Source organism: Streptomyces sp. NPDC060366 (assembly GCF_042725135.1).
Classification (GTDB): Bacteria; Actinomycetota; Actinomycetes; order Streptomycetales; family Streptomycetaceae; genus Streptomyces.
Genome location: NZ_JBHXDC010000007.1, coordinates 293,816 through 307,826 on the forward strand (window position 1 = coordinate 293,816; position 14,011 = coordinate 307,826).

Below are 14,011 nucleotides of genomic sequence, written 5' to 3' on the forward strand. Positions count from 1 at the left end.
TCCGGGCCGAGCCGCCGCCCAAGGCCGCCGGGCGGCTGACTGTCAGGCCACCGCGGGTATTTGAGGTCGCAGCGGCCACGCCGGATCCGGCGTGGTCCGTGGGCCGCCGCGGGCGAACCACTCCTGTTGGCCGCGTGCCTGCGCCGCGTGCCAGACCGCCTGCCGCGCGTGCAACTGGGCCACGGTGAGCTGCTGTGTCGTGGTGGCGAACCGGCGCCCCACCGAGCGCACCACTTCGAGCGCCGCCACCGCGTCGGCCACCGCGTCGTGCTCGCCGTCCAGCACCACCCCGTACAGCGAACAGAGATCGACGAGTTGCCGCCGGCCCTTGCGCGCGGGATCGAGATGCCGGTCCAGCACACTCGGATCCAGCACGCACAGCGGTGCGTTCTCCAGATAACGGGCCATGGACGAGTTGCGGTGGCGCCCCATCTCACGGTCCAGGACCGTCAGACAGAACGGCGCGTTCATCACCACCAGCGGCCGGCCCGCCGCGCACTGCTCGGCCAGCGCCCGGCCGGCCTCCTCGATCACCGGCGCCGGCCAGCGGCCCGAGCGCTGCACCAACGCGTCGGTGAGACCGTGCAGTTCGGTCGCCTCGACCGGCACCGGGACACCCGGATTGACCAGCCAGCGGGTGACCCGGGCGCGGGCGCCCGAGATGTCCTGGACGACGAGGGCGGCCGACACGATCCGGTCCTCCTCGGCGTCGATGCCTGTCGTCTCGATGTCGAAGGCGGCCAGGGGGCCCTCGTACCAGTGCGTCATGCGAACTCCTCACGCACGCTCGGCAGATGGCATCAGGCCGACTGCCCGAATCGGTGATACCCGCGCCCTTTGCGCCGTACGCCGGAGATGACGGCACAATTGAACCGTTTAGCGGGTGGCCCCTCCGGCTCGGTACGATTCCCGACGCGTACGGATACGAGCCTGCGCGCCCCGCCAGTGAAGGAGAGACCGGTGTCAGATGTCCGCGTGACCATCGAACGCGATTCCGAGCGGGAAGAGCGCGTGGTGACGACGGGCACTACGGCGGCCGACCTCTTCCCCGGCGAGCGCACCGTGATCGCCGCCCGGGTGGGCGGCGAGCTGAGGGACCTCAGCCACGAGGTCGCCGACGGCGAGAGCGTCCAGCCCGTTGAGATGTCCTCCGAGGACGGCCTGAACATCCTGCGCCACTCCACCGCGCACGTCATGGCGCAGGCCGTGCAGGAGCTGTTCCCCGAGGCCAAGCTGGGTATCGGTCCGCCGATCAAGGACGGTTTCTACTACGACTTCGACGTCGCCGAGCCCTTCACCCCCGACGACATCAAGCGCGTCGAGAAGAAGATGCAGGAGATCCAGAAGCGCGGCCAGCGGTTCTCCCGGCGGGTCACCACCGACGAGGACGCGCGGATCGAGCTGGCCGACGAGCCCTACAAGATCGAGCTGATCGGGCTCAAGGGCAAGGCGGCCGACGCCGCCGAAGGCGCCTCGGCCGAGGTCGGCGGCGGTGAGCTGACCATCTACGACAACCTCGACGCCAAGACCGGCGAGCTGTGCTGGAAGGACCTGTGCCGCGGCCCGCACCTGCCCACCACCCGCAACATCCCGGCCTTCAAGCTGATGCGCTCCGCCGCCGCCTACTGGCGCGGCAGCGAGAAGAACCCCCAGCTCCAGCGGATCTACGGCACCGCCTGGCCGTCCAAGGACGAGCTGAAGGCCCACCTCGACTTCCTCGCCGAGGCCGAGCGCCGTGACCACCGCAGGCTGGGCAGCGAGCTGGACCTGTTCTCCTTCCCCGACGAGCTGGGCTCCGGTCTCGCGGTCTTCCACCCCAAGGGCGGGGTCATCCGTAAGGAGATGGAGCAGTACTCGCGCCACCGCCACGAGGTGTCCGGGTACGAGTTCGTCAACACCCCGCACATCTCCAAGAAGAAGCTCTTCGAGACCTCGGGGCACCTGCCGCACTACGCGGAGGGCATGTTCCCGCCCATGGAGTTCGACGGCCAGGACTACTACCTCAAGGCCATGAACTGCCCGATGCACAACCTGATCTTCAAGGCGCGCGGGCGGTCCTACCGCGAGCTGCCGCTGCGTCTCTTCGAGTTCGGCACGGTCTACCGCTACGAGAAGTCCGGCGTCGTGCACGGCCTCACCCGCTCGCGCGGCTTCACCCAGGACGACGCGCACATCTACTGCACCAAGGAGGAGATGGCGCAGGAGCTGGACTCCCTGCTCACCTTCGTGCTGGAACTGCTGCGGGACTACGGCCTGTCCGACTTCGAGCTGGAGCTGTCCACCCGCGACCCGGAGTCCGACAAGTTCATGGGCGAGGACGCGGAGTGGGAGGAGGCCACCGCGGCGCTCCAGGAGGCCGCCGACAAGCAGGGGCTGCCGCTGGTCCCGGACCCGGGCGGCGCCGCGTACTACGGACCCAAGATCTCCGTACAGGCCAAGGACGCCATCGGCCGGTCCTGGCAGATGTCCACCATCCAGGTCGACTTCCAGCAGCCGAAGCGGTTCGAGCTGGAGTACACCGCGCCGGACGGCTCCAAGCAGCAGCCCGTCATGATCCACCGCGCGCTGTTCGGCTCGATCGAGCGCTTCTTCGCCGTGCTCCTGGAGCACTACGCGGGCGCGTTCCCGGCCTGGCTGGCGCCCGTCCAGGCGGTCGGCATCCCGATCGGCGACGCGCACGTGCCCTACCTCCAGGAGTTCGCCGCACGGGCGAAGGCCAAGGGGCTGCGGGTCGAGGTGGACGCGTCCGCCGACCGGATGCAGAAGAAGATCCGCAACCACCAGAAGGCCAAGACACCCTTCATGATCATCGCTGGTGACGAGGACGTCGCCAACGGCGCGGTGTCCTTCCGCTACCGGGACGGCACGCAGAAGAACGGCATCCCCGCCGACGAGGCCCTGGCCGAGCTGCTGGACGTCGTGGAGCGCCGCGTACAGGTCTGAGGCGTCTCGTACGGCCCCGGAGAGGCGTCAGCCTCCCGGGGGCCGTACGTCTTCCGGCGGGGGCGGTACGTCGTCCGGAGGCGGGCTTCCCCGCTCCGCCCTGCTCGCCCGGTCCTCCCGGCCGAAGACCTGGATCAGCCACGAGGAGAACGAACCGGTCACCGCGCCGAGCAGCGCCACACCGCAGACCATCAGGAAGACCGCGAACACCCGGCCCAGCGATGTCACCGGGGTGACGTCGCCGTACCCCACCGTGGTGATCGCCGAGCAGGCCCACCACACCGAGTCCCCGAAGGTCCGGATGGTGGCCCCCGGCGCGCCGCGCTCCTGCTGGTAGACCGCGAGCGCCGCGGCGAAGCTCAGCAGGGCGGCCGTCACCGCCGCGTACGCCATCACCCGCCCGTACAGGCTCAGCCGGGGCTGGTCACGGCGGCGCTGGAGCGCCACGTACGTGTTGACGATCCGCACCGGGCGCAGCAGGGGCAGCAGCAGGACGATCGTGTCCAGCCAGTGCTTCGTGACGAAGTGCGCCCCCTGGCCGCTCAGGACCAGACGTACCGCGTAGTCCACCGCGAACAGCGCCCAGATGGTGAAGAGCACGGACAGCGCCACGTCGCGCACGACGGGGTCGCTGCTCTGGTTCAGCACGCACACCGCGTAACAGGCGAGGAAGAGCGGCGAGCCGACGAGCATCGGCAGTTCGGCGCCCCGCTCCCAGTCGTGCAGCCGCTCGGTTCGGTTCCGGACACGCATCGCGTCAGCATGGCGGGGGCGTGGGCGGGCGGGCCCGGCGACACGCTTCACCGGGCCGAAGTCATATGCTTCACAGCATGACGAGCGAGCCGGAACAGCAGATCGGAGTGGGTACCCAGGACGCGTTCCAGCGCCTGTGGACGCCCCACCGGATGGCCTACATCCAGGGCGAGAACAAGCCCACCGGTCCGAACGCGGACGACGGCTGTCCCTTCTGCTCCATCCCGCGCAAGTCCGACGAGGACGGGCTCGTCATCGCCCGCGGCGAGTCGGTCTACGCGGTGCTGAACCTTTACCCGTACAACGGCGGCCACCTCATGGTCGTACCGTTCCGGCACGTCGCCGACTACACGGAGCTGGACGCGGCCGAGACCGTCGAACTGGCCGCGTTCACCAAGCGGGCGATGACCGCGCTGCGTACGGCGTCCGGGGCGCACGGCTTCAACATCGGCATGAACCAGGGCACCGTGGCGGGGGCGGGCATCGCCGCCCATCTGCACCAGCACGTCGTGCCGCGCTGGGGCGGCGACGCCAACTTCATGCCCGTCGTCGCGCACACGAAGGTGCTGCCCCAACTGCTCGCCGACACACGGGTGATGCTGGCGGACGCCTGGCCGGTGGCGTAGCGCTCGCTGCCGCCCTAGGCCCTGTCTTCAAAGTCCCGCCTGGCCCGCGACGCCTGGCACGGCACCTCGCCGCGTTGTCGGAGTCGGCCAAGTACGGCCGGTCCATCCACAAGGCCGATCCTCCGCCTTGCGATGCACCGCACCAGCCGCCGCGGGCCCCGCCCTGCGGGCGGACGGCGCTACTTCGAAGACACGACCTACGCGTCGTACACGTCGACCTTCCTGGGTGACGGGTCCTGGACCGCGCCGCTGAGGGACGAGGAGCGGCTGCCGAAGCGCTCGGTGTCCACGCCGTTGTCGTTCAGCACCCGCAGCGCCGCCGCGTGCGCCACCCGCAGCACCGGCGTGGCCGCGCGCATCGCGTCGTCGGCCATGAAGCGGTGGCGCCAGGGCTTGTCCGCCCAGGCGTGCCGCAGGCCGAAGGGCTCGGGCAACGACAGCTTCCCGCCGAGGAAGTCGAGGATCGGCGGATACCAGGTGAAGGGGGCGCGGACCGCGAGCCTCACCGCCTCCTTCGGCTCCACCAGCGGCAGACTGTGCGTCGTGGTCTCCCAGAACCTGACCGTCTTGGGCTTGGTGACCGTCTTCGGCGACGGCTTCGAGAAGAAGAGGGGATTCACCGGCCCCAGCGCGTGACCCGTCACCTCGATACGCAGTGTTTCGTGCAGGACCGTCACCGTGATCATCATGGTGATGATCAACTGGCCGTCCCAGAGGACGAACTGCACACCCAGATAGTGCCGGTCACCGGCGCCGAACTGCTGGTGGTTGCAGATCCGCTGTATCTCGTGCGGTTTGACCTGGTACGCCTCGACGTCCTGCCCCTCCGGCCTGCTGACCGATCCGGCGTTCTCGTCGACCGGCCGTACGATCCAGTGCTTGACCTCGGGCTTGGGGAAACCACCGGAGTTGAGAGGGCCGCGCTCCAGCATCTTCAGCTGGTCGTGCATCGCCCTTATGACGTCGTAGCTGCGGAACTGGTGGATCTCCTTGCCGGCCTCCTTGGGAACCAGCTCCTCCGCGAGTGTCCAGTTGCCCCACCGGGTACCCATGCCCAATATCCCCTTGGGGCCCGCGTAGAAGACCGCGTTGGAACGCTGCTCGGCGGTCAGCTTCTCCAGCCCGCTGCGCAGCTCTTCCCGCGCCGTCTCGTCGGGATGCCCCGGCACCGCCTCGGGCACCTTGGCGCCGAGACCGCCACCCGCCAGGAGATCGGTCCAGCGGGCGCGCAGGTCCTTCGCCGTCGTCTCGCAGATCCGCTTGGCGAGCAGCCAGCCGATGACTGGCGCGATGATCACACCGCGCAGATACCAGCCGAGGAACCCCGTGAACGGCAGCGCCACCAGGAAGACCACCGCCAGCGCCGCCACGCCGAGCAGCAGGGCGCCGCCGATGGCGCCCGCCTTCTTGTCCTTCGAACCCGCCAGCGTCCTGCGCAACTGGAAGACACCGATCCACAGCAGCGTCCCCGGCAGGAACAGCAGCCCGAACAGGACGGTCACGATGGTGAGCCGGGTGTCGCGCTCCTTACGGATGCGGGACGCCGCCAGCGCGTGCTCGACCACCGTCTGCGGCTCAGTACCGAAGGACTGAATGAGCGCGGCACGGCCGCCGCCCAGCATCCGGGTCTGCACCGCGCGGGAGAACGCCTCCCCCAGATTCGGCTCGAACAGCGACACCTTGCCCTTCTTCACCTCGGACTTGTGCCACTCGCTGTTCGCCTTGAGGATCTCCTCCACCGGGCTGTCCCGGTACGCCGCCGACGCCAGGGCGTGCGTCGCCGCCGTCTGACCCGCCGACCCCTGAAGTGGAACCTGAGCCCCAGGAGAGAAATCGAATCCGTCCGACACTGTCCGCCCCCATCGCCGCGAGCATCCGCTGCTGCGCCCTTTTCCCAACTACCGTGCCCCGCACACCTGCTGAGCTGGGGCGCATCACAGCGTAACCGGGGCACACGCTCCGCGTCAGGGAGAAACCGGACCGGGCGCCGCACCGTCTTGTCGGCGTCCCACCGGCTCAGGCCCCCACGGCGGCTCCGGCGCTCTCGCGGAACCGGTCGGCCAGGTGCGGCGGCATCGCCTCGTGCCGGGCGTACGAGCGGCTGAACCCTCCCGTGCCGTGCGACACCGACCGCAGATCGATCGCGTACCGGCCGATCTCGATCTCCGGCACCTCGGCCCGTACGACCGTCCGTCCCTGCCCGGCCTGATCGGTGCCGACCACCCGGCCGCGCCGCCCCGACAGGTCGCTCATCACGGGGCCCACGTACTCGTCGGGGACCACCACCTCCACCACGGCGACCGGTTCGAGCAGTTCGATACGGGCGTCGGCGGACGCCTCGCGCAGCGCCAGCGCTCCCGCCGTCTGGAAAGCGGCGTCAGAGGAGTCCACGGAGTGCGACTTGCCGTCGACCAGCGTCACCCGCACGTCGACCAGCGGATGCCCGGCGGCGACACCGCGCGCGGCCTGCGCCCGCACGCCCTTCTCCACGGAGGCGACGAACTGCCGGGGTACCGCGCCGCCCACGACCTTGTCGACGAACTCGACGCCGGAGCCGACGGGCAGCGGATCGACCTCGATCTCGCAGATCGCGAACTGACCGTGTCCGCCGGACTGTTTGACGTGCCGGCCGCGCCCCGCCGCCCGCTCGCCGAAGGTCTCACGCAGCGACACCTTGTGCGGTACGACATCCACCTGGACGCCGTAGCGGCTGCGCAGCCGCTCCAGAGCCACCTCCATGTGCGCCTCGCCGAGACACCACAGGACGACCTGGCGGGTGGCCTGATTCTGCTCCAGCCGCATCGTCGGATCCTCGGCGGCCAGCCGCGCGAGCCCCTGCGACAGCTTGTCCTCGTCCGAGGTGCTGTGCGCCTCCACGGCGAGCGGCAGCAGCGGGTCGGGCATGGCCCAGGGCCGCATCAGCAGCGGATCTTCCTTGGCGGAGAGCGTGTCCCCGGTCTCGGCGCACGACAGCTTCGCCACACACGCCAGATCGCCCGCGATACAACTGCCCAGCGCCCGCTGCTGCTTGCCGAAGGGCGCCGACAGCGCCCCGATCCGTATCTCCACGTCGTGGTCCTCGTGGCCCCGGTCGGCGAGACCGTGCCCGGAGACGTGCACCGTCTCGTCGGGCCGCAGGGTGCCGGAGAAGACCCGGACGAGGGAGAGCCGGCCGACGTACGGGTCCGACGCCGTCTTCACCACCTCGGCGACCAGTGGACCGCGCGGGTCGCAGCGCGGGCGCGGGCGCGCCGAGCCGTGCGGGGTGGTCACCTCCGGGGCCGGGCGCTCCAGCGGGGTGGGGAAACCACCGGTGATCAGTTCGAGCAGCTCGACCGTGCCGAGGCCCTGGCGGGCCCCGTCGGCGGCGGGCGCCGCGGCGAGGACGGGATGGAAGACACCGCGGGCGACGGCCTTCTCCAGATCGTCCACGAGGGTCCGCTCGTCGACCTCGCCGCCGCCCAGATAGTGCTCCATGAGGGTCTCGTCCTCGCTCTCCGCGATGATCCCCTCGATCAGCCGGTCGCGGGCCCCGTCGATGAGCGGCAGCCGGTCGGGATCGGGCGCCAGCTCCTGGCGGGTGCCGGACGAGTAGTCGTAGATCCTCCGTGAGAGCAGCCCGGTGAGCCCGGTGACCGGCGCGTGCCCGTCGGGGCCCTCGGCGCCGTACACCGGCTGGTAGAGCGGCAGGACGGCGTCGGGGTCGTCGCCGCCGAAGATCCGGCCGCAGACCCGTGTCAGCTCGTCGAAGCCGACGCGGGCGGTCTCCAGATGCGTCACGACGATCGCGCGCGGCATGCCGACGGCGGCGCACTCCTCCCACACCGCGCGGGTGGCGCCGGCCACCGCCTCCGCCTCCTGGGCGGCCGAGACGACGAAGAGGGCCGCGTCCGCCGCGCGCAGACCGGCCCTCAGCTCCCCGACGAAGTCCGCGTAGCCGGGGGTGTCCAGCAGATTGATCTTGAACCCGTCCCACTCCAGTGGGACGAGGGACAGTTGTACGGAACGTTGCTGCCGGTGCTCGATCTCGTCGTAGTCCGAGACGGTGCCGCCGTCCTCCACACGGCCCGCCCGCGTGAGCGCCCCGGCGGTCAGCGCCAGGGCCTCCACGAGAGTCGTCTTGCCGGATCCGCTGTGGCCGACCAGCACCACGTTCCGTACGGAGGAGGGCTGGTCGACCGTCGTCGCCCTGCCGGCGGCCCCGGGATGTCCGTTCGCCTTGTCGCCCATGATCATGCCTCCCGATCGATCGCACGGTGAGGAGCAGGGCGCGGGCGACGGGAGCCGCGCGGCGGCTCCGGCGGCGCCCACGGTGGTCCTTCGAGCTTTCCACTCGCGTCGGCCCGCGTCCATACGTGGGGCGCGAGGGCGCGGGGACGGTGATCGAGGACGGGCGGGACCCGCGAGCCGCCCGACCCGGACCATGATCCCTGGGCCCGCGGTACCGGTTGGGCGCCCCGGCGGTGGCGGCAGTCGGGGCTGGCTACGATGGGCCAGCCGGTGGCCGATGGGGCGGCCGGCCCACCGACCGTCGGGAAGGCCATGCTGAACAAGTACGCGCGTGCATTCTTTACGCGTGTCCTCACCCCGTTCGCCGCGTTTCTGCTCCGCCGGGGGGTGAGTCCCGACGCTGTGACGCTCATCGGTACGGCGGGAGTGATGGCCGGCGCGCTGTTCTTCTTCCCCCGCGGAGAGTTCTTCTGGGGCACCATCGTCATCACGCTCTTCGTCTTCTCCGACCTCGTCGACGGCAACATGGCGCGGCAGGCCGGGATCTCCAGCCGGTGGGGAGCCTTCCTGGACTCCACGCTCGACCGGGTCGCCGACGGCGCGGTCTTCGGCGGATTCGCGCTCTGGTACGCGGGGACCGGCGACAACAACGTGCTGTGCGCCGTGTCGATCTTCTGCCTGGCGAGCGGCCAGGTCGTCTCGTACACGAAGGCCCGGGGCGAGTCCATCGGACTGCCCGTGGCGGTCAACGGACTCATCGAGCGCGCCGAGCGGCTGGTCATCTCGCTGGTGGCGGCGGGTCTCGCGGGGCTCCACGCGTTCGGCGTGCCCGGTATCGACATCCTCCTGCCGATCGCGCTGTGGGTGGTGGCCGTGGGCAGTCTGGTGACACTCGGACAGCGCGTCGTGACGGTGCGGCGAGAGTCCGCCGAGGCGGACGCCGCCAGCGCGAGCGAGGCCGCCTCATGAGCGGCGCGCAGGACCGGATCGCCGACGCGCTGTACGGGCTCGGCTGGAGCACCGTCAAGAAGCTCCCCGAACCGGCGGCCAACGCACTCGGCAGGACCATCGCCGACACCGTGTGGAAGCGGCGCGGCACCAATGTGCTGCGGCTCGAATCGAATCTGGCCCGAGTGGAGCCGGACGCGGGCCCCGAGCGCCTGGCTGAGCTGTCGAAGGCCGGGATGCGCTCGTACATGCGCTACTGGATGGAGTCGTTCCGGCTGCCCGTCTGGAGCGCGGAGCGGGTACGGGACAGCGTCGAGATCAAGGACATCCATCTCCTCAACGAGGGCCTGGAGAGCGGGCGGGGCGTCGTCCTCGCCCTGCCGCACCTCGCCAACTGGGATCTGGCGGGGGCCTGGCTGACCCGGGGGATGGGCGTTCCCTTCACGACCGTCGTGGAACGGCTGAAACCCGAATCACTCTTCGACCGCTTCGTCGAATACCGCGAGAGTCTCGGTATGGAGGTGCTGCCGCACACCGGCGGCAGCGCCTTCGGGACGCTCGCCAGGCGACTGCGGGCCGGTGGCCTGGTATGTCTGGTCGCCGACCGCGATCTGTCCGCCTCGGGCGTCGAGGTGACGTTCTTCGGCGAGAAGACACGGATGCCGGCCGGGCCCGCGATGCTGGCGCAGCAGACCGGGGCGCTGCTGTTCCCTGTGACGCTCAACTTCGACGGTCCCAAGCTCATGCGGGGGCGGGTGTATCCGGCCGTCGAGGTACCGGAGACAGGCAAACGCGCCGAGAAGTCGTCTGTGATGACACAGGCCCTGGCGGACAAGTTCGCCGTCGGCATCGCCGAGCACCCGGAGGACTGGCACATGCTGCAACGACTGTGGCTCGCGGACCTCGAACCACGTACCGGCGACAGCGCCGGAGAAGCGGGCAGCGCCGAAGGCGCCGGGAGCACCGAGCGTGCCGGGGGGACCGGGTGAAGATCGGCATCGTCTGCCCGTACTCCTGGGACGTACCGGGCGGCGTGCAGTTCCACATCAGGGATCTCGCGGACCATCTGATCCGCCTCGGCCACGAGGTCTCGGTACTCGCGCCCGCCGACGACGACACACCGCTCCCGCCCTTCGTGGTGTCCGCAGGGCGGGCCGTACCCGTCCCGTACAACGGCTCCGTCGCCCGCCTGAACTTCGGCTTCCTGGCGGCGGCCCGCGTACGGCGCTGGCTGCACGACGGCACCTTCGACGTCATCCACATCCACGAACCCACGGCGCCCTCGCTCGGACTGCTCGCCTGCTGGGCGGCGCAGGGGCCGATCGTCGCGACGTTCCACACCTCGAACCCGCGCTCGCGCGTGATGCTCGCCGCGTACCCGATCCTCCAGCCGGCGCTGGAGAAGATAAGCGCACGGATCGCCGTCAGCGAGTACGCGCGGCGCACGCTGGTCGAGCACCTGGGCGGCGACGCGGTCGTCATCCCCAACGGTGTCGACGTCGGCTTCTTCGCGAAGGCCGAGGTCAATCCGGAGTGGCAGGGCGGCACGATCGGCTTCGTCGGGCGCATCGACGAACCCCGCAAGGGGCTGCCCGTGCTGATGAAGGCCCTGCCGAGGATCCTCGAAGCCTTCCCGCGGACCAGGCTGCTGGTCGCCGGGCGCGGTGACGAGAAGGAAGCGGTGGAGTCGCTTCCCAAGGAGATGCGCGAGCGCGTCGAATTCCTGGGCATGGTGAGCGACGAGGACAAGGCGCGGCTGCTGCGCAGTGTCGACGTGTACGTGGCGCCCAACACAGGGGGCGAGAGCTTCGGCATCATCCTCGTCGAGGCGATGTCGGCGGGCGCGGCGGTGCTGGCGAGCGACCTGGACGCGTTCGCACAGGTCCTGGACCAGGGCGCGGCCGGCGAACTGTTCGCCAACGAGGACGCGGACGCGCTGGCCGAGGCGGCGATACGGCTCCTGGGGGACCCGGAGCGCCGCGACGAACTGCGCCGGCGCGGGAGCGCGCATGTGCGGCGCTTCGACTGGTCGACGGTGGGCGCGGACATTCTCGCTGTCTACGAGACGGTGACCGACGGGGCGGCGTCGGTGGCCACGGACGAACGCGTCGGCCTCCGCGCCCGCTTCGGCCTGGCGACCCGCGACTGACCGGCAGCCGGCCGCTGGGCACGACCTGTCCTCAATCGCCGGACGGGCTCAAGTGAGCCCGTCCGGCGATTGAGGACACCGGGGGGCCGGGGGCCTGTCCCCGGTTTCGGGAAGGGGCGGGGTGGGGGAACTCGGTCCCGCCACCAGTAGCCTGCCGTTCGTGACCGAAACCCTGATCTGGATCTTCGCCGGGCTGTTGGCGATCGGCCTGTACCTCAGCTGGACCGCCGGCCGCCTCGACCGCCTCCACTCACGGATCGACGCCGCACGCGCCTCCCTCGACGCCCAACTGCTGCGCCGCGCCTCGGTCGCCCAGGAGCTGGCCACCGCCGGTGTCCTCGATCCCGCGGCCTCGATCGTGCTCTACCAGGGCGCGCACACCGCCCGCCAGGCCGAGGAGGAGCAGCGCGAGGTGGCCGAGAGCGAGCTGAGCGAGGCGCTGCGGGCCGTGTTCGGGGAGGTCGCGCAGGTCGAGGCCGTACGGGAGGCCCCGGGCGGCGAGGAGGCCGCGCTGGAGCTGGCCGCCGCCGTACGCCGCGTCCCCATGGCCCGGCGCTTCCACAACGATTCCGTACGCGCGGCCCGCGCCCTGCGCCGGCACCGCACGGTCCGCTGGTTCCGGCTGGCCGGCCACGCGCCGTTCCCGCTCGCCTTCGAGATGGACGACGAGCCGCCGGTCGCCCTCGCCGACCGCCCCAGGTAGCGCCCCGCCCCGCCTGCCAGGGCGCGAGAACGATCCACCGGCCTCCCATTGGCCCTTGCTGTGGACTGGTCCGGAGAGGTTTGCTCAGCTCGTCGAACCGCTCCCTTCCCGTTCCCCAGTGAGGTCGTCCCGTGTCCAGCACGCTTCCCACCCCCGGCCAGACCCCCGAGACCGGCACCGCGCGCGTGAAGCGCGGCATGGCCGAGCAGCTCAAGGGCGGCGTGATCATGGACGTCGTCACGCCCGAGCAGGCGAAGATCGCCGAGGACGCGGGCGCGGTCGCCGTGATGGCGCTGGAGCGCGTTCCCGCCGACATCCGTAAGGACGGCGGCGTCGCGCGCATGTCCGACCCCGACATGATCGACGGCATCATCGAGGCCGTCTCGATCCCGGTGATGGCCAAGTCCCGCATCGGCCACTTCGTCGAGGCCCAGGTCCTCCAGTCGCTCGGCGTCGACTACATCGACGAGTCCGAGGTGCTGACCCCGGCTGACGAGGTCAACCACGCGGACAAGTGGGCCTTCACCACACCGTTCGTCTGCGGTGCGACCAACCTGGGCGAGGCCCTGCGCCGTATCGCCGAGGGCGCGGCCATGATCCGCTCCAAGGGCGAGGCCGGCACCGGGAACGTCGTCGAGGCCGTGCGTCACCTGCGCCAGATCAAGAACGAGATCGCCAGGCTGCGCGGCTACGACAACAACGAGCTGTACGCCGCCGCGAAGGAGCTGCGCGCCCCGTACGAGATCGTCAAGGAGGTCGCCGCGCTGGGCAAGCTGCCCGTCGTGCTGTTCTCCGCGGGCGGCGTGGCCACCCCGGCGGACGCCGCGCTGATGCGCCAGCTCGGCGCCGAGGGAGTCTTCGTCGGCTCCGGCATCTTCAAGTCCGGCGACCCCGCCAAGCGCGCCGCCGCCATCGTCAAGGCCACGACCTTCTACGACGACCCGAAGATCGTCGCGGACGCCTCGCGCAACCTCGGAGAGGCCATGGTCGGCATCAACATCGACACCCTGCCCGAGTCCGAGCACTACGCGAACCGTGGCTGGTGACCTGGGCGCCGCGCGCGGCCCGCTGATCGGCGTCCTGGCCCTCCAGGGCGACGTACGGGAGCACCTGGCCGCCCTGGAGGCGGCCGGCGCGGTGCCCACGACCGTACGGCGGCCGGACGAACTGGCCGCCGTCGACGGCCTGGTGATCCCGGGCGGCGAGTCCACGACCATGTCCAAACTGGCCGTCCTCTTCGGGATGCTGGAGCCGCTGCGCGAGCGTGTACGCGCCGGGATGCCGGTCTACGGCACCTGCGCCGGCCTGATCCTGCTCGCCGAGAAGATCCTCGACCCGCGCTCGGGTCAGGAGACCGTCGGCGGGATCGACATGATCGTCCGCAGGAACGCCTTCGGGCGGCAGAACGAGTCCTTCGAGGCGGCCGTCGACGTCACGGGTGTGGGACCGGTGGACGGGGTCTTCATCCGGGCGCCGTGGGTCGAGTCCGTGGGCGCCGAGGTGGAGGTGCTCGCCGAGCACGGCGGGCATGTCGTCGCCGTACGACAGGGCAACGCCCTCGCGACCGCCTTCCACCCCGAACTCACCGGAGACCACCGGCTGCACGCCTTTTTCACGGAGATGGTGCGCTCCGCGGGGTGAGGGGATCCCGGTAGGATC

The 14,011-nt window shown here is 70.7% G+C and carries 12 protein-coding genes; 8 read left to right on the forward strand and 4 right to left on the reverse strand.

The window, feature by feature from the left end:
* Nucleotides 1–42: 42 nt before the first annotated feature.
* Nucleotides 43–768: an exonuclease domain-containing protein gene (locus ACFWHU_RS20000; protein WP_387226007.1), complete on the reverse strand. Its 726-nt coding sequence runs from the start codon at nt 766–768 to the stop codon at nt 43–45.
* Between the two features lie 192 nt (nt 769–960).
* Here ACFWHU_RS20000 and thrS point away from each other — a divergent pair, with 192 nt between their 5' ends.
* Nucleotides 961–2,943, forward strand: coding sequence for a threonine--tRNA ligase (gene thrS, locus ACFWHU_RS20005; RefSeq protein WP_385803496.1), 1,983 nt, complete (start codon nt 961–963; stop codon nt 2,941–2,943).
* A gap of 27 nt (nt 2,944–2,970) precedes the next feature.
* On the opposite strand, the gene ACFWHU_RS20010 is transcribed toward thrS, so the two are convergent.
* Complete coding sequence (locus ACFWHU_RS20010) at nt 2,971–3,696, reverse strand: potassium channel family protein (RefSeq protein ID WP_385803494.1); 726 nt, start codon at nt 3,694–3,696, stop codon at nt 2,971–2,973.
* A 65-nt stretch (nt 3,697–3,761) separates the two neighbouring features.
* Between ACFWHU_RS20010 and ACFWHU_RS20015 the strand changes: the two genes are divergently transcribed.
* Entirely contained in the window at nt 3,762–4,322 is a 561-nt protein-coding gene (locus ACFWHU_RS20015) for an HIT family protein (RefSeq protein ID WP_385803493.1), read from the forward strand.
* Nucleotides 4,323–4,519: 197 nt separating this feature from the next.
* Here ACFWHU_RS20015 and ACFWHU_RS20020 read toward each other — a convergent pair whose 3' ends face one another.
* Nucleotides 4,520–6,172: a hypothetical protein gene (locus ACFWHU_RS20020; protein ID WP_385803491.1), complete on the reverse strand. Its 1,653-nt coding sequence runs from the start codon at nt 6,170–6,172 to the stop codon at nt 4,520–4,522.
* Nucleotides 6,173–6,338: 166 nt separating this feature from the next.
* On the reverse strand, nt 6,339–8,552 hold the full coding sequence (locus ACFWHU_RS20025) for an elongation factor G-like protein EF-G2 (protein WP_387226010.1): 2,214 nt from the start codon (nt 8,550–8,552) through the stop codon (nt 6,339–6,341).
* 258 nt (nt 8,553–8,810) lie between these two features.
* On the opposite strand from ACFWHU_RS20025, the gene pgsA reads away from it, so the two are divergent.
* The 6 genes from pgsA (at nt 8,811) to pdxT (ending at nt 13,993) form a co-directional block, all read left to right on the forward strand.
* Nucleotides 8,811–9,521, forward strand: a complete 711-nt coding sequence (gene pgsA / locus ACFWHU_RS20030; RefSeq protein WP_385803488.1) for a phosphatidylinositol phosphate synthase — start codon at nt 8,811–8,813, stop codon at nt 9,519–9,521.
* Entirely contained in the window at nt 9,518–10,489 is a 972-nt protein-coding gene (locus ACFWHU_RS20035; protein ID WP_387226013.1) for a phosphatidylinositol mannoside acyltransferase, read from the forward strand. The genes pgsA and ACFWHU_RS20035 overlap by 4 nt, the downstream gene beginning before the upstream one ends.
* Nucleotides 10,486–11,649: a glycosyltransferase family 4 protein gene (locus tag ACFWHU_RS20040; RefSeq protein ID WP_385803485.1), complete on the forward strand. Its 1,164-nt coding sequence runs from the start codon at nt 10,486–10,488 to the stop codon at nt 11,647–11,649. The genes ACFWHU_RS20035 and ACFWHU_RS20040 overlap by 4 nt, the downstream gene beginning before the upstream one ends.
* A gap of 160 nt (nt 11,650–11,809) precedes the next feature.
* Nucleotides 11,810–12,352, forward strand: a complete 543-nt coding sequence (locus ACFWHU_RS20045) for a hypothetical protein (RefSeq protein WP_385803483.1) — start codon at nt 11,810–11,812, stop codon at nt 12,350–12,352.
* Between the two features lie 131 nt (nt 12,353–12,483).
* Entirely contained in the window at nt 12,484–13,398 is a 915-nt protein-coding gene (gene pdxS / locus ACFWHU_RS20050) for a pyridoxal 5'-phosphate synthase lyase subunit PdxS (RefSeq protein ID WP_383840635.1), read from the forward strand.
* A complete protein-coding gene (gene pdxT, locus ACFWHU_RS20055; RefSeq protein ID WP_385803480.1) occupies nt 13,388–13,993 on the forward strand; it encodes a pyridoxal 5'-phosphate synthase glutaminase subunit PdxT in 606 nt (201 codons plus the stop codon). The genes pdxS and pdxT overlap by 11 nt, the downstream gene beginning before the upstream one ends.
* Nucleotides 13,994–14,011 lie beyond the last annotated feature (18 nt).